At 30.1% G+C, this 17,158-nt stretch carries 15 protein-coding genes and 1 riboswitch; of the genes, 3 read left to right on the forward strand and 12 right to left on the reverse strand.

Going from position 1 to position 17,158, the window contains the following annotated elements; translation table 11 throughout:
- Positions 1-16: 16 nt before the first annotated feature.
- From B3040_RS09110 to B3040_RS09165, 12 genes are all read right to left on the reverse strand, one after another.
- Positions 17-2,101, reverse strand: a complete 2,085-nt coding sequence (locus tag B3040_RS09110) for a hypothetical protein (protein WP_291572437.1) — start codon at positions 2,099-2,101, stop codon at positions 17-19.
- Positions 2,102-2,112: 11 nt separating this feature from the next.
- Positions 2,113-2,940 carry a type IV pilus modification PilV family protein gene (locus B3040_RS09115; RefSeq protein ID WP_291572438.1) on the reverse strand — a complete coding sequence of 276 codons (828 nt, stop codon included), beginning with the start codon at positions 2,938-2,940 and terminating at the stop codon, positions 2,113-2,115.
- A gap of 14 nt (positions 2,941-2,954) precedes the next feature.
- The gene (locus tag B3040_RS09120; RefSeq protein ID WP_291572440.1) at positions 2,955-4,250 is read right to left on the reverse strand and encodes a hypothetical protein; all 1,296 of its coding nucleotides are present in this window, start codon (positions 4,248-4,250) and stop codon (positions 2,955-2,957) included.
- A complete protein-coding gene (locus tag B3040_RS09125; protein ID WP_291572441.1) occupies positions 4,237-4,812 on the reverse strand; it encodes a PilN domain-containing protein in 576 nt (191 codons plus the stop codon). The genes B3040_RS09120 and B3040_RS09125 overlap by 14 nt, the downstream gene beginning before the upstream one ends.
- A 13-nt stretch (positions 4,813-4,825) precedes the next feature.
- Positions 4,826-5,998, reverse strand: coding sequence for a pilus assembly protein PilM (gene pilM, locus B3040_RS09130; RefSeq protein ID WP_291572442.1), 1,173 nt, complete (start codon positions 5,996-5,998; stop codon positions 4,826-4,828).
- Between the two features lie 240 nt (positions 5,999-6,238).
- Complete coding sequence (locus tag B3040_RS09135) at positions 6,239-6,673, reverse strand: prepilin-type N-terminal cleavage/methylation domain-containing protein (RefSeq protein WP_291572443.1); 435 nt, start codon at positions 6,671-6,673, stop codon at positions 6,239-6,241.
- Positions 6,674-6,761: 88 nt separating this feature from the next.
- Positions 6,762-7,964, reverse strand: coding sequence for a type II secretion system F family protein (locus B3040_RS09140; RefSeq protein ID WP_291572444.1), 1,203 nt, complete (start codon positions 7,962-7,964; stop codon positions 6,762-6,764).
- Positions 7,965-8,122: 158 nt separating this feature from the next.
- A complete protein-coding gene (locus B3040_RS09145) occupies positions 8,123-9,820 on the reverse strand; it encodes a GspE/PulE family protein (RefSeq protein WP_291572446.1) in 1,698 nt (565 codons plus the stop codon).
- Between the two features lie 151 nt (positions 9,821-9,971).
- Positions 9,972-10,745 carry a prepilin peptidase gene (locus B3040_RS09150; RefSeq protein WP_291572448.1) on the reverse strand — a complete coding sequence of 258 codons (774 nt, stop codon included), beginning with the start codon at positions 10,743-10,745 and terminating at the stop codon, positions 9,972-9,974.
- Between the two features lie 106 nt (positions 10,746-10,851).
- Positions 10,852-10,933, reverse strand: a riboswitch (cyclic di-GMP riboswitch).
- 189 nt (positions 10,934-11,122) lie between these two features.
- Positions 11,123-12,826 (reverse strand): adenine deaminase, encoded by a 1,704-nt coding sequence (gene ade, locus B3040_RS09155; RefSeq protein ID WP_291572449.1) that lies wholly within the window; start codon positions 12,824-12,826, stop codon positions 11,123-11,125.
- 9 nt (positions 12,827-12,835) lie between these two features.
- Positions 12,836-13,261 carry a hypothetical protein gene (locus tag B3040_RS09160; RefSeq protein WP_291572450.1) on the reverse strand — a complete coding sequence of 142 codons (426 nt, stop codon included), beginning with the start codon at positions 13,259-13,261 and terminating at the stop codon, positions 12,836-12,838.
- A 155-nt stretch (positions 13,262-13,416) separates the two neighbouring features.
- Entirely contained in the window at positions 13,417-14,130 is a 714-nt protein-coding gene (locus B3040_RS09165; protein WP_291572451.1) for a ribonuclease H-like domain-containing protein, read from the reverse strand.
- A 699-nt stretch (positions 14,131-14,829) separates the two neighbouring features.
- Here B3040_RS09165 and B3040_RS09170 point away from each other — a divergent pair.
- From B3040_RS09170 to B3040_RS09180, 3 genes are all read left to right on the forward strand, one after another.
- Positions 14,830-15,057 carry a FeoA family protein gene (locus tag B3040_RS09170; protein ID WP_017415963.1) on the forward strand — a complete coding sequence of 76 codons (228 nt, stop codon included), beginning with the start codon at positions 14,830-14,832 and terminating at the stop codon, positions 15,055-15,057.
- Between the two features lie 2 nt (positions 15,058-15,059).
- Positions 15,060-16,835 carry a ferrous iron transport protein B gene (feoB, locus tag B3040_RS09175; RefSeq protein WP_291572454.1) on the forward strand — a complete coding sequence of 592 codons (1,776 nt, stop codon included), beginning with the start codon at positions 15,060-15,062 and terminating at the stop codon, positions 16,833-16,835.
- A gap of 76 nt (positions 16,836-16,911) precedes the next feature.
- Positions 16,912-17,049: a FeoB-associated Cys-rich membrane protein gene (locus B3040_RS09180; protein ID WP_291572456.1), complete on the forward strand. Its 138-nt coding sequence runs from the start codon at positions 16,912-16,914 to the stop codon at positions 17,047-17,049.
- Positions 17,050-17,158: the final 109 nt, after the last annotated feature.

A 17,158-nucleotide genomic window follows, 5' to 3' on the forward strand; every position in this document is an offset into this window, starting at 1 on the left:
GTGATTCTTCCCTTCTTTATTTCACTATTTTCCAGTTACTTGTCTTAATAAGATTATCTTTCGGTATATTTTGAAGAGCACTCTCCATAACCGCGGCTGAATCAATCTCAATATTATTCGATGCATTTATAGTGTCATTTTTAAAAACATTAGTGAACTGATCATAATTTTTTGCTACTAAGTAATCCACAATTTTTTTATTACTGTTTAATGTAACATTAGAGTTATCCTTAACTGTAATTGTACCATTTGAAATAATGGTGCCTTCAAAGTTTACAGCTCCATCTATAACCACATTTCCAGAGGTTATAATTATACCTTTTGCTTTTTTACCATTTAGAAATATCTTATTATTGGTATCAGTTCCACTACCATTTGATATAGTCAAATCTATATTATCCTTTGATAGGTATACAATTTCCCTCATTCCTTCAATCTCTGATACTTTACTTATTGTTGAACTAATTGCTGAAAAGTTAATATATTGATCAACACTAGTAATCTCAGAGATTTTAGCTCCATAAGTTTTTATACTATTTTTAATAGTATCATTATCAATAGTATAATTACCACTTATGGCGCTACCATTATTTATTGCTACCCCTAAGGTATAGATGTTTTTGGGTAAGTTAATTCCCTTTAACTTTAGTGTATCTTTTTTGTTATTGTAATAGGTCATGAAATAGTTATTTTTATCCTGTAGTGTAAGTTCTTTACCATCCTTAAACCTATTTGCTAACTGAAGAGGTGATAAATAGTCAAAAATTATATTTCCTTTACTATAACTTCCCCCATTATCAAGTGCTGAAGCATAAGCTTTATAATTTCCTTTAACTCCAACCGATTCTCCAGTTTGATAACTTTCCGGCTTTGTATCAATATACGCAGTACCTAAAAGCACCAGGTCATTTCCTATGGATATGGAAGAACCTCCTGTTTCACCTATATCCTTAGCATTTACGATTATGCTACTGGAATTTTTTTTCTTATCTCCAATACTAATTTTTCTAATATCATTAACTCCGTAAAATCCATTAGCTATGTTTATAGTTGACTTTTCCCCATTCAATACTAAATCATTATTTGCATATACAGAACCTTTGATATCCATATTAGAACTTTGAGCACTTTTTTCTATAGACAAATTCCCTGTAAATAAGATACTGTTTTCATCACCTATAATCTTTGAAGCAGCACCTAATATCTTAGTGTCTCCTTTGGAAATTATACTTGCATTCTTCATATTTAAAATGCTATTTTGTCCATTAATCAAAATTCCTGAAGAGGCATTTGAGTCATTTCCACTTCCCAGTACAAAAACTTCTCCTTGCATATTTAAATTAGCACTATTATTTAGCTGTAAATTTGAATTTGTGACAAGGGTCTTTCCTCTTATAATATTGTCTGCTAATAATATCTTTTCTGTTTCTAAAGAGTATGGAGCATCATATTCTGGAATAGCAATTTTAAAATTGCTTTCAACTTGTCTTAAATTTTTAAATCCATCTTGGCTTATTTTTTCATAAGCCGAACTTAAAGTTAATCTCAATTCCTCAGGATCAGTTGCAGTGGGATTTAATCTAGAAAAAACTACCTCAGACATTAAGTTCTTAATGGTTACTCTAGGAGAAGACTCTTTAGTTCCTAGAATATATCCTTCTTTATTATCTAAAACATTTTTAATTTTATTTGTAAAAGCTTCTTTATAGCCTTCTTTAAAATAGAAGTTAATTTTAGCTTTGATTTGTTGTGTCTTCACTGTTCCATCTTGATTTATATAATCTGAATTATACTTTTCATCATTAATAACTTTTTGTCTTTCCGCAGCTAGTATGCCATCTTCACTATTTAATGTTTCTAAATAAATTTTTACCTTATTATTACCTGCCTCAATGGATTCATCTACATATTTTGACATTACACCATAAGTTTCTTCTAATCCAGATTCCGACCCATATAAGTTTTGAACTCTCTTACTTTCAGTTACTCTTAACTTTACATCAGATAAAGCTACCGTCATTACTGCAGAACCTACAGTAACCAATATACCGAAAACCAAGATTACAGTTAATAGTGCTGATCCTTTTTTCTTTGCTCTCATACAATCCCCCCTTATCTCCCCATAGCTTTGTTGGATTTTATCTCATAGAAGGAATCCCCTTTAGCAACCTTAATATAAATGTCATACACTCTATTTATAGTACTTCCTTCACTGGAAGGTTCTTGTTTTATAAGATTATCATAATACACGACCTTACCCTTTTCATTAATCACATTGAACTCTACAGTTGAATTGTTGTATTTGTAGCAATATATTTTCAAAATTTCATTAGTACCATTAGAAACCCTAATATTGTACTGGTTTGACGTATCTTTATCAGCGATTATTTCTACTACTGAGTTTGTATTTGATATAGTTTTATTAACTGTATTAGTACTATTTTTAAAAATCAAATCAGTACCTGTAGCTTTTTTATTAATATAAAATTCACTAGGGTTTCCAATTGCAAAAATTTCATCCACATATACGTTGTTATTAATTCCTTCTTTTTTAATTTTTACCCTTCCGTCTACTTTTATTTTAGAAGTCTCATCAATATTTTTTCCTTTATAATTTACAGAAGGCTTTATAGTTCCTTCAACTCTAAAACCTTCTATTTCTCCTGTAATTTTATAATCTAGGGATGAATTTTCATCTTCTTGCATATTTACTCCACCTTCTAGCATCCTGTTAGTATACTCAGGCAAAGATTTAACTTCCTCCATGAGTTTTTGAGCAATTACAGTTGCCTGCTGTTTGTTTTCAGCCTGTTTATTCATTTTAATTGTTTGAATTGCCATAGTAGATATGGGTATCATTATAATAAATAGTATTGCTAAACTTATTACAACTTCAATTAAAGTTAGAGCCTTCTTTTTATAAACTCTAAAAAACTTCAACTATTTCCCCTCCCTTAGGGTGCCTGTTTAACTTCAATATTGCCACCATCACCTTCTATTTTAATTCTCGGTGATGTAGTGTCTTCTCCCTCTACAATGACAACAATTTTCTTGTCTGTCTTATTAGATAACTTAATATTTGCACCGGATTTGTCATCAGCAGAAAGTCTTAGAGATGATAGAATATTGAAATATACTTCAGATGAGCCTAGATCAAACTCTACTTTTTCACTCTGGAAATTTAGTGGATAGCTATCCCTAGAAGTTTTATATCTATAGTAATACTTATCTTTTTCTTTTTCTAAAATTATTTCAATGTTTTCTACTTTGTTACTATCTGCATACACATAGGATTTTCTGTCCGCATCATTAGCTCTTCCTAAAATTATTGTAGGTATATCTGAGCTTTGTGGTTTTACCGACATGACAAAGTCAAATTTTGGTTTACCAGCATTAGTTATGTCCTCCACAGTCTTAGGAGGATTAATGCTCATAGAACCATCAAATATATTTTCTTTTCCATAAGGATTTCGTAGATCCCAATTGAAGTAATCTTTATCTTCATCAGTAATCTTAGGTACTGCATAAAATTCTAAAACGCAAGTGCCCGTGATTTCAGTTTCACTACTTTGAGAGATATTTATTGATACCATAGCTATATGCTTGGTATAATTCTCTAATCTTTTTACAAAGTCAACTACATTGCTATAGGAACCATTAAAATTTAAGGTTACCTTTAATTGTTGTGCTTTTGAGCTGTTTTCAGCCTTAGAGGTTGCTGAGTTATTTTCACCTTTTGATTCTTTTTTTGTAGGTTCCGTCTTATCTTCAGTTTTAAGTTTACTGCTGTCTTCTGAAGCCTTTTCTTTTACTGAAGACTCAGATGTTGGATTGGCATATTGATCTTTTAAATCTTGTAACTTACTGTCCTTAGCGTTTGTCTCTTCTCTTTGAAAATTATCTATAGGGACTACAGCTACTTCTGAAAAACCTATACTTCCGTGAATTCCCGAGTCACTAATTAATTTATCTAATTCTCTAACTATGTTTTCTTGAATTATGTCTGGATATAGTTTAGTACTTTTATCTTTAATCTTTGTAGTTAGAACTTTAATATCTGATTCTTTTTGCGGTATAGTTGCAACTAAAGTATTTAACTTATTGACTTTCTCCTCATAGGCAGCCTTATCTTTTTTTAATTCCTCTATTCTCCACTTTTGCGGAAGAAAAACAAATTTATAGTATGCTCCAAGGAATAGTAAAACTCCTAATGTAGCTATTAACACCTTTTCCCTCTTACTTAGCTTCATCACTATTCACACCCTTTAATGCACATTTTATTGAAAAACTATACTGTTCAGTTCCCTCATTACTCACTAAATTTATATTTCCAATGTGAACCTCTGAAAAGTAAGAAAGATTTTTTAGGTTATGTCCTAGTTCAGCTACTGCAACTCTGCTGCTAGATATTCCCTGAACATTAATAACAGTTCCATCAGCTGACAAGTTTTTGAAAGATATTTCCTTTGGTATAGAATTTGATATATCAAATAGTAATTGACTGGTAACAACTTTTCTATCTAAAACACCAGAAAAGATATTTTCCAATTCTTTATTATAATCATTAAGAATATTATTAGTTTTAATAAGTCCTTCTGCTTTTGCTAACTGCTGTTGATTATCTGAAGCCTCATAAGTATTTTTTAAAGTTTTTATGTCACCTTTCAAAGTAAAAATATAAAAGGAATTATAAATAAAAGTTCCTAATACAATTATAGCTACAACAATTAAGGTGGCAGTAATATATGCTTTCTTATTTTTTCTTTCTTTTTTATCATGTAAATAGGGTAAAAAGAAGTTAAAATCTCTCATTTATTTTCACCACCTAAAACCTTATTAGAGCGCCTAAAGCATTTAAGTATATATTTATATCCTCAAATACCTTGCCATCTTGTGCCACTATATTTTCAATAGTATTTATAGTTTCTACAGGTATGGATAGTTGGTTTCTTAAAAATCCATCTATACCCTTAATTTTAGAAGAGCCACCAAAAATGTACATGTTATCAATTATATTACCAACACTTTTATTTTTATAAAACTGAACTATTCTTTGGATTTCTACTACCCATTGTTGAAGTTCTTCCTTTAAAAATTCATTAAATTCATGAACCTCCTCTGATTCACCATAACCTTCAAGACAACTATATTTAATTTTTCTCTCTTCTGCTTCATCAAAGGTTATGCCATATTTTCTAGAAATACTTCCATCCAGGTCACTGCCACCAGATTTAATAACTCTAGTAAATTCAAGGTTCCCACTTTTATAAATGTGTACATTAATAGTATTACAACCCATGTCCACAAAAGCTATGGTCTCCTCTTTATCTAAGAAGTTGTCATTTAAATACTGAGTATTATTATAAAGCTTCTTTATGGAATTAAACGCAACATCTAAAGCATAGGGTTCTAAATTACATTCCTTAATAAGATTAAAATAATCCTTAGACATGATATTAGGGTAAGTAATTACTAGAGCTTTATATTTTTCTACTCCTTCGCTTTCAACCTGCCCTAAAATATCATATTGAATTGTATAATCACTCATATTAATATGAAGGTATTGTTGTATAGAAAAGTTTATGATTGCATCCATTTCACTTTCCTCACCCTTTGGTACCACTATATCCCTATTTATAATAGCAGTACTATTGGTAGTGCATACAGCATCACTGATCTTAACGTTGTTTAAAGCAAGATTTTCTTTTAATAATCTAGTGATTTCTAAAGGATTCAAAACCTTTCCATCTGCCACAATTCCCTCTGAAATTGGAACAGAAAAAGCCTTGCTTACAATTAGCTTATCTTTTACTCTTTCCCCTACCACAACTTTAATGCTGTGGCTGCCTATATCAAAAGACACAAGTTTCTTTGGTGAATTTCTCATAGAGAAATAACCAGTGTTTTTTTTATTATTTATTTTATTTTTTCCTAAGGTTTTAATATCCATATTAAGTAGCTCTTTTAAATTGCTAAGTTTTGGAATAGTAATAGCCAAGTATAACACCCCTTTAATAAATGTAACAATTTTTCTCATACTATTTTTACTTTTTAATGTATTTAAATTTATTATTTTTTCTTTTGTATATTATAAAGTGCACAGTTCAAGAATCAATATCAAGAGAATTAATAACTAAGCTTATATGCTTAATTATATTTGATAAGTGAACTCTACACTTTATTGTTTAATTTACTATGTATAAAGTGTAAAGCTAGAGTAGCTTTACACTTTATTACATTAAGGAGTAGTAGTAGCAGGAGTTGTAGTAACCGAAACTTCCTTACTGGTTGAATCAATACTAATTTTATAGCCTGTCTTACCATCTTCTTGTGGCTTATTTACACCCTTAAAGTATTCTGTTAATTCGGTATCAGTTGCAGAACCTGATGTTGTAGCTGCGGTTTTGGTTGCTACAGCAGCACCATTAGTACCAGTAAATGCTATATTTACTACATCACCTGGTAATAGCTTTTGGTCTATAAGTAGAGTTTCTGTAATCCTTGTTATATTTTGGACACTTTGCTTCTCAGCCTTAACCTTTGACTCTGTTCTTATCTTAGTAAAGTTAGGTAATGCTATAGCACCTATGATTGCTATAATTGCGATTACAATAATAAGTTCAATTAGTGTGAAGCCTTTCTTTTTTCTTTTTTTGTTTGATATTTCTTTCATTTGAAAACCTCCCATTTTAATTTATATATATATTAAGACCCTTTGGCCCAAATACCAATTTTTATTAAGTATGCTTGTCCATTATCTGCTAGATAGTATTATACATTCCAAAGATTGGAGTAATAATTGATACTATGATAAAGCCTAATATTATTCCCATAACCGCTATCATTAGTGGCTCTAGTAGTGATGTGGCTGTTTGAATTTCATTTTCCAGCTCTTCATCGTAGAAGTCTGCAGTTTTATTTAAAATATCATCCAATGATCCTGATTCTTCTCCAATTTTTATCATGGAAGATAGCATCATTGGGAATATTCCACACTCTTTTATGGGTTCTGCAAGGCCTTCCCCTTTAATTACTTTATCCTTTATTTCATCCAAGGCTTTTTCTGCAACTTTGTTTCCAATAACCCCGTTTACTACCTGAAGTCCTTGAACCAGTGGTATTCCAGAGGCTAAAACTGTGGATAGCGTCCTTGTAAATCTAGATACAATAATCTTTTGATTAAGCTTTTTAATTACTGGAATTGCTAATTTTAGCTTACTTGAAAGTTCCTGTCCTTTTTCACTTTTAAAATACCGCCTTAAAACTATAACTACGGAAATGATTGTAAGAAGCATTAACCATCCATAATTTTGTATACCTGAGCTTATACCAAGTAATATTTTAGTGGAAGTAGGTAGTTCAACTCCTCCTTGAGTGAACATGTCCACAAACATTGGCATTACAAAGGCTAATATAAATACAATAACTCCAATAGCTACTGTTGCTAAAACTAAAGGATATATCATGGCTCCTTTAATTTTGTTGTTTATTCTATTTTCTTTTTCATAATGCTTTGACATTCTAAGCATTACTGAATCTAAGGTACCACTGACCTCACCTGTTTCAATCATGCTTATTAAAAGACTAGGAAACACATCCTTCGGCTTTGTCATAGCTTCTGCAAGAGTGGAGCCTTTTCTTACTTCATCCTCTACAATGGATAAAGCCTCTCTCAGTTTTTTATTAGGATGCTGAGTTGATAGTATATGAAGTGCACTATTAATTGGACTTCCAGCATCTAACATAGTATGAAATTGCCTGCAAAACACAGAAATATCCTTGGTTTTCACTTTAGCAAGACCTGAAAAATCAAGCTTTACACCTTGCTTTGGCTCCTCAATCATGAGAGGAAAATAATTATTTGCTTGAATCATTTCCTTAACGTCTTCTCTAGATTCGGCATTAAAGACTCCTTCTATCTTTTCTCCCTTTTCGTTCATAGCTCTATATTTATAGTTTGGCACTAACTCCTCACCCCCATTAAATCTAAATAATCACTATTCTATACCTTTAATATCACTGCTAAAATTGCATATTTTATATTCTTATCTTCTAATATTGATATATTTTTATATTGTTATTTTTATGGACCTTTGGACCTAGCTCCATATTTTGAAATAAATTACTCCTTTAAGAAAGCTATTTTAGCTAACTCATCCACAGTGGTAATCCCTTGTAGTACTAAGCTTTTGCAAGCTATTCCTAAAGTTTTCATTCCCTTTTCAATAGATATATCTCTAAGTTCATCAGAGCTTTTATCACTTAATATAGCTTCTTTATGCTCCCTTGTAATTTCCATCATCTCATAAACCCCTGTTCTTCCCACATAACCAGTGTTGTTGCAGTAAGCACACCCTTCTCCTCTGTGCAATATAACTTCTTCATAAGGGTCTATTGCTAATATTCTTTTTTCATGAACAGATGCCTTATATTCCCTTTTACACTTGCTGCATATTTTTTTAACCAATCTTTGTGCTATAACTCCACTTATAGAGGTTGCCACAAGATAGGGTTCAATTCCCATATCAACAAGTCTAACCACAGAAGAAGGCGCATCATTAGTATGAAGTGTACTTAATACTAAATGTCCTGTTATAGCAGCTCTTACAGCTATTTGTGCTGTTTCGTTATCTCTTATCTCACCAATCATCACTGCATCAGGGTCTTGTCGTAGTATAGATCTTAATCCACTAGCAAAGGTGAGTCCTGACTTTGTATTCACATTAACTTGGTTTATACCTTCCATAATATACTCTACAGGATCTTCTATAGTAATTATGTTTTTATCCTCGTCATTTAGCTCATTTAGAATTGTATATAAAGTTGTAGACTTTCCACTACCAGTTGGGCCTGTGACTAAGATTATTCCATGGGGATTGGTTATCATATTATCTAAGACTTTAAGTTCTTCTTCACTCATGCCCAAGCTATTTTTTCCTATTTCATAACCATCTCTATTTAGTACCCTTATAACTACCTTTTCCCCATTAATCATAGGAAGAATAGATACCCTAAGATCCACATCTTTATCTGTTAACCTTGTAATAATCCTACCATCCTGTGGCACTCTTTTTTCTGCAATATTTAAATTAGCCATGATTTTAATTCTAGTTACAAGCGGTGCTAAACTATCCACAGACAGATTGGAAATCTGATGAAGTTGTCCATCTATTCTATATCTTATCCTTACAAATTTCTCATAAGGCTCGATATGTATATCACTTGCTCTTTGCTCTATAGCATTTTTTATTAAATAATCTATCATTTTAACCACAGGAGCATTTTTTATATCATCAAAAGTTTCCTCATTATTAATTTGATTTTTTAAGTCTCCTTGTTTTTCCTTGGATAGCTCTTCTGCAGCTTTAACTACCTGTTCATCAGAATATTGCCTTTCAATTGCTCGCCTTATTTCATCCCTAGTTGCTAAATAGGGCTCAACTTCAAAACCAGATGCTATGTAGATATCATCCATAGCAAATATATTTAAAGGATCCCACATTGCCACCTTTATCTTATTTTCATTAAACCCAAAAGGCATTAGATCATTTTTCATGCAAAGGTTCTGTGGAACAGACTTAATAGCTTTTTTATCAATATTCATTAATTCTAAATTTACTCTTTTTATACCTATTTGCTTTTCTAATACCTCAAGTATATCTTCTACAGTTACTAAGCCTTCGGTAATTAAAACTTCTCCTATTTTTTTACCTAGAAACTTTTGCTTCTTTAAAGCTTCTTGCAATTGAAAGTTATTAATTTTTCCAGCTTGCACTAGCAAATCTCCAAGTCGTTTAACTGATTTTCCTCCTATAGCCATTTTAAGCACTCCTTGCATAGTACAATTATTGATGTATAATGTTTTTATTTCACATGGAAACTAGCATTATACTTTCATTACGTTAAGATTCATTATTTTAAACAATAAAAATAAATTTACTATAAAATTTCATTTTAGAAATTCTTAGTTACTAAAAAAACAATTGTAAATACCAATTCAAAATGTTGTTACCAAAAAAGATTACTAATAGTGTTCCTAATGCTAAATATGGTCCAAAAGCAATATAATCTTTTCTTCCCTTTATTTTAAATACAATGAGCATAACTCCAATTATACCGCCAGAAACAAAAGATAATACTATCATTATTAGGGAATACTTCCACCCAAGGAATATTCCACATAATAGAGCTATTTCTATGTCACCTTTTCCCATTGCTCCTGTAGAATAAACAACTATAGAAATTATCCCACCGGCTATAATAGCACCTAAAAGGTAATTTCCTAAGCTAGCTGAATAAAGATATTTTTCTACAACCGCAAAAATAGTTCCTATAACTATACCTGGAATAGTAGTAACAATATACACATCTTGAAATTTTATATCAATATTTGAGATTACAATCAAAAAGCAAAATAATATGACAAATTTTATAAAATACAAAGATAAACCATAATGTAGATATGTTGCTAAAAAGATTATTGCAGTTAATAGTTCTTGGATGGGGTACCTTATAGAAATTTTACTTCCGCAATACCTACATTTTCCTCTTAGAAATATATAGCTAAATACAGGTATTAAATCATTCCACTTTAATTTACTATTGCAGTTAGTACAATTAGAAGGTGGATATACTATAGACTGACTAAGTGGAATTCTATACACACATACATTTAGGAAACTTCCAATTACTAGACCGTAAGCTATAACTAATATGTAAGCTAATATTTTTATCACTTCCTTCATAAATTATATACACCTATAAAATTGGAATACATTTACATTGTTTTACTCCTATAAGACAACCTTTTTGTTATGATATTTCGGATTTTTTGCACAAAAAAAGGCCCTATATATAAAGGCCGGTTGCACTATAAACTCCACATGCACAAAGTGCCCAAATAAGAGCATGCTTCATAGTTTCCTTTTACTCACTTAAAATGACTTACTATATATACTATATTAAACAAATAAATGACATAAATCAATAGTTTTGCTTTATTTTACCAATTATTTTCTGAAATTACTTATTTGGGTAATTATTTAGTCTTACATAAAAAGAAATCAAGTTGTATTAAATAATAGCAACTGGATTTCTTTTTATTACAAAAATCTTTAATTTTCTATGAATTACTTTCTAAATCTATAAATTGGAATTTACTATAATCGAATAGTCCTCTAGCAGTTAGTTTTAATTCTGGTATTACTGGTAGTGCTAAAAATGATAGAGTTGTAAATGGATCAAATTCAGGTTTTATTCCAAAACTTCTAGCTATTCTATTTAGCCTTTTCACAGCCTCAGAAACTATTTTAGGATCTTGAAAAGTCATAATACCCCCTATTGGTAAGCTTAAATGGGCTATTAACTTTTCTTCTGAAACCAAAGCTATTCCTCCACCCATTGTTATCAAGGAGTTCACTGCTATAGCCATATCTTTATCATTGTCACCTAATACAATAATATTATGAGAATCATGAGCAATGCTTTGTGCTATGGAACAGTTTTTAAGTCCTAAGCCTTCTACAAATCCTAAAGCGTATTTTCCTGTTTTTCTATGTCTTTCAAAAACTCCTAATTTTAAAATATCCTTACTCTTTAATCCTGAAATTACGCCATCGTTGCTCTTTATTTCTCTTACTACTTTTTTAGTTTCAAGTGATTGTGGTTTGCACTTTATCACGTTTATCCTTTTTCCTTCTAATAAAACATTAAAATTTTCTTCAGAAACAAAGTCCATATCTATGGAGTTTTTAACCTTAAAGGAACTGCTTTTATTGTATTTTACAGACTCTGTATCTTTCCCATTTTTGATGACTTTGGTTATATTTACTCTTTTTAAATTTTCTAATATTACTAAATCTGCCTTGTAGCCTGGAGCTATAGCGCCTAAGTTCTTTAAGCCATAGCATTGAGCTGCATTAAAACTTGCCATGGTAAAAGCTTTAATAGGGTCAACTCCTTCTCTTATTGCCAATCTTATGCAGTTGTTTATAGAACCTTCTTCCATTAAATCTTCTAAATGCCTATCATCTGTACAGAATAAAAATCTATGATAAGTTTCATTGTTAACTGCTTTAATTATAGTAGTGAGGTTCTTAGCTGCAGATCCTTCTCTTATGATTACATACATTCCATTTTTAACTTTTTCTAAAGCATCCTCTACTGTAAAGCATTCATGATCTGTTGTTATTTTAGCACATAGGTATCCGTTTAATGAAATTCCATTCACATTAGGACAATGTCCATCTATATTTTTCTCTCCAGCTAAAAGGATTTTTTCTAAGATTTCTTCATTTCTATTTAGCACAGCAGATACATTCATTACTTCACCAAGACCTAAAATTCTTGGGTTATTAATAAATGGTTTTAACTCCTTATGCTCTAAAGTATATCCATTATCCTCAAAGGGTGTGGCTGGCACACAAGATGGTAACATATAAAATATATCTAACAAGGTATTCCTAGAGTTTTCAAGCATAAACTCTATTCCTTTAACTCCTTGAACATTTGCAATTTCATGAGGATCTGCAATCACTGTTGTTACACCATTTTTCAAAGCTATGGTAGAATATTTTTCAGGTATTACCATAGAGGACTCTATATGAACATGTGCATCTATAAAGCCTGGTACCACATAATTATTAGAACAATCGATTTCAACTTCTCCTTCATAATCACCTATTCCTATAATACTGTCTTTATAAATACCTATATGTCCTGTTTCTAACTTTTGAGTAAATACATTGAGAAAAGTAGCATTTTTAAGAACTAAGTCACACCTTTCTTCTTTCAAAGCAGCTTTGATTTTTTTAGTTAACTCTCTCATATATAATCCTCAACAATTCTTTAATATTTCATTTAGTTGATTTTTATAATTCTCCATTATAACTTCTTTTTCAAAGGTTAGTTCTTTTCCCATGGCCTCAGTAAGTTTATTTCTTATAATATTAAAAATAGTAGTTTTGTAAAGGTATTCAACAGGTCTCCCGATAACTAAATTCTCAACCTCGTATACCCTAAACTCCCTACCATTTGTACCTTTAAAGTTAAGTTTATATTCCCTAATTTTATTTCCTTCTTCAATTAAATGAACATGACTTTTTATAACTGGGGCTATTGACTCAGTTCTATTGAAATCACTACAGTTTATATTTTCATTTTTATTATCTACTGTTAATGATGATACACTCATTTTTTCATAGGCATTAGCTAAATCACTGTTTTCCTCGTTACTTTCCTCTGTAAAAACTTTTAAATCCATTGAAATAACCCCCTCATAATTTAATAAAAAACTCTATGATTATTTTATTAATAATATGTTATTAATAAAATTTCTATTATATAACCTATATAAACTATGAAATAATCACAGAATTAGACAAAAAAATTTGAACTAGACTTATAATCTAGTTCAAATCAATTAAAATCATTTGTAATTGAAATATTATTTGTTTCTGGTTGGTTTTCCTCTACCTCAACAGGTTTCACTACATGGTTCTTCCAATTAATATATATATAGAATAAACTTACAACATCTTGCATGTTATATAGTAAAATTTTCTCTTTTTTCTCTAAAGGCATTCTGGAAAAATACTCATCATCTTTCATGATTTTACCAAAAGTTTTTGCTAGATTAGATCCACTTATTAGTTCGCTTTCTCTAGTTATGCCAAAAACATTCTCTAAGTTTTTTAATCCAATAGAGGTACCCATTTCCTGCTCATACTTCTTTTGTAAGTCAATTTGTTGGAAGTTATCACTAATTTTATATCCAATGTTATGTTTATTCAGTAAATAGTTAATTACAATAAAATCATTATTTCCTGAAAAGGTTACAATAGATTTCTTCTTATAAATAGCTTTCATTTTCTCAAAATATTCTTTAGCCATTGTCAACATTTTTTTTAATTCGTATTTATTCTCTAACATGTACTGAGTTATTTTCAACTCACTTGCGTTGTAGTCATAGTAGGCTGCCCCAAAAACCCCTATACAAATAGGCTTTTTGTACACATAATGTTCCAAGTCAAAAAAAATAGCATCCTTAAATAGTTCTTTATTCCCACCGATGTCTAAGCTATTTCCTAACTGAAATTCTTCCACCTTAATAGTTTCTTCTTTAATTATCACTATATCACTCTTTTCTAAATTAAATGTCTATGCTTAATGTACTAAGAGGAATTATATATTAGCTTAAATCTTTCTTTAATGCAGATAAAAATTTTGTTGAAAGTAAAATATATATGTTCCAATAAGGAAAGTTCATAAATACAGGGTATTACTTTATAAATAGGAGTACTTCTTATGTAGTAACTTTGTAGGACCCTAAATATACTTAGATTAATAGTATAGACAAATTCCCAAACCTCAAACTGCAAAGCATAATAATACTATACCACATTTTAACACCTATTTTCTATATAAGGAATTAATTTAAGAGCTATAATTACTCATTGAATTATGACAGTTGTATTAGGCTTTAAAAATGAACAAGTTTAATTATTTACTAAAAATCCTTTATAAAAACTTGCAATCACACCTATCTCTAATTATAGAATTATTTAAATACAATTATTATAACTACAAAAACTTATGCAAAAACTCCTAAAATTATTTTAGCTTTTCTTAGTCATATATAATAATTATATTACCATTTCTAAGAATTATTATTAATCTATTTAAAATAATTATAAAAGCTTAAATTAAAATATATATTGCAGTTAAATGATTTATATCCTCTCTTGAAAATAATAATATTGTACTATTGACAACTATTCTCAATAGCTCTATAATAAAATTGATAATAGTTATCAATAAGGAGTGAATTTCATGAGCATATTCGATTTAAAACCTGGTATGAAAGGATATATTAAATATCTAAATTGTGATGAGAAATTAGCTAAAAGACTTTTAGCTTTAGGTTTTATAGAAGGTACAGAAATACTTGTAAAGAAAGCAGCCCCTCTTGGTGATCCAATAATAATAAACTTAAGAGGTACAGATTTAGCTATAAGAAAAAAAGATGCTAAAAATATTCATATTATGGAGGCAGTTTAAGGATGAAGACAATAGCATTATTAGGTAATCCTAATGTGGGGAAAACCACCCTTTTTAATGCCTTAACTGGTTCTAACCAATATGTAGGAAACTGGGCTGGAGTTACAGTAGAAAAAAAAGAAGGTTACCTTGGTAAGGATATAAAAATTGTTGACCTTCCTGGAATATATGCCATGGATACTTTTTCAAACGAAGAGAAAGTTTCAAAACAATTTTTAACTGATGGTAATGTAGATTTAATTGTAAATATAGTAGATGGTTCAAAGCTTGAAAGAAATTTATATTTAACTTCTCAGCTTACTCAGTTTAATAAACCTATTCTACTAATAGTTAATATGATAGACGTTGCAAAAACTAAAGGTATAGACATTAATTTTCATAAACTCTCAAAAGAGCTTGGAGTTACTATTATGCCGATTTCAGCTTCTAAAGGAACTGGAATTGAAACTCTAAAAAACTTTATTGAAAAAAATGATTATAATAGTTTAGACTTATCTATAAATAAAAAGCATAACTTTTTGAAGATGAATGAGAAAGAAACTTACACTTACATAGAGAACTTATTAAAAACCTCAATAGAAGGTAAAAAAGATAACAATGTTACTACTACAGAAAAAATTGATAAAATAGTATTAAATAAATTTCTTGCATATCCTATTTTCTTAGGACTATTATTTTTAATTTTTAAATTTACTTTCGAATGGGTTGGCGGTCCTCTTCAAGAGGTTCTCGATGGCTTTGTAGGTGGGACTTTAGTTTCTTGGATACAAATACCTCTTTCAAATTCTAGTGCTTGGTTTCAATCCTTAATTATAGATGGAATAATTGGTGGAGTTGGTTCTGTTATAGTTTTCCTTCCTATAATTCTTGCCTTATTTTTAGGAATAACTTTCCTTGAGGATAGTGGTTATATGGCAAGAGCGGCTTTTATAATGGATAAATTAATGAGAAAGTTAGGGTTATCGGGGAAAGCCTTTATCCCTCTTATCATGGGATTTGGTTGTTCTGTTCCAGGAATCATGGCAGCAAGAACTTTAGAAAGTGAAAAAGATAGAAAGTTAACTTCTTTAATAGTTCCATTTATGTCCTGCAATGCAAGATTACCTGTATATGGACTTTTCACCGCAGCTCTTTTTACTGCTAACGAAGCTTTAGTTATCTTGGGACTATATCTACTTGGAATCTCAGTTGCATTTATTATTGCTCTTATATTTAAGAATACTCTATTCAAGAAGGATGAAGAACCCTTTATTATAGAATTACCTGAATATAAGTTACCTGAGCTTAAAAGTCTCCTACTCCATACCTGGGAAAAAGGAAAAGGGTTCCTTAAAAAAGCTGGAACTTTAATTTTCTCTATTTCTGTTATAGTTTGGTTCCTTTCAAACTTCAATATGGGTGGAATGACAGATATTAATACCAGTTTCTTATCTTCCATAGGTAGATTCATAAATCCTATTTTTGCTCCACTTGGTTTTGCTTCCTGGGAAAACTCCGTGGCACTTTTAACAGGACTTATGGCAAAAGAAGTAGTTGTTGGAACTTTAGGAGTTTTATACACTGGAGATTTAGTAGCACAAATTGCTGCTAACTTTACCACTATTACAGGATTATCTTTTTTAGTCTTCACTTTACTTTACACTCCATGTGTATCTGTAATTGCTACAATGAAAAAAGAGTTTGGTGGTAAATTTGCATTATTCTCAGTGGTATATCAGTTTGTTGTAGCATGGATAGTTGCTTTCTTAGTTTATAATGTGGCTCAGATAATTCTTTAGTTATTTGTGCATAATAATTAAAAATAATTCATTTATGCTTAAAACTTATTTCATTCTTTTAAAGGAGTGATTGATTATGGAAATAATTATAACTGTGATAATTCTAGCTTCTGCTGGAGTAATTCTTTATAGAAACTTAAAAAGAAAAGCTCAAGGAAAGTGCGAATGTGGAAGTTGTAATTCTAAATGCCCTAAATACGATGAAAGAGATTAAAAGTTTTACTTTTAATCTCTTTCATTTATAATTTAAAATTGATTTAGTATTATAATGCAATAAAAAGAGTACAATTTAATAAACCTACTTTGCAGTCTCTTTTATATAA

It is taken from the genome of Clostridium sp. UBA4548 (assembly GCF_002387895.1).
Classification (GTDB): Bacteria; Bacillota; Clostridia; order Clostridiales; family Clostridiaceae; genus Clostridium_J.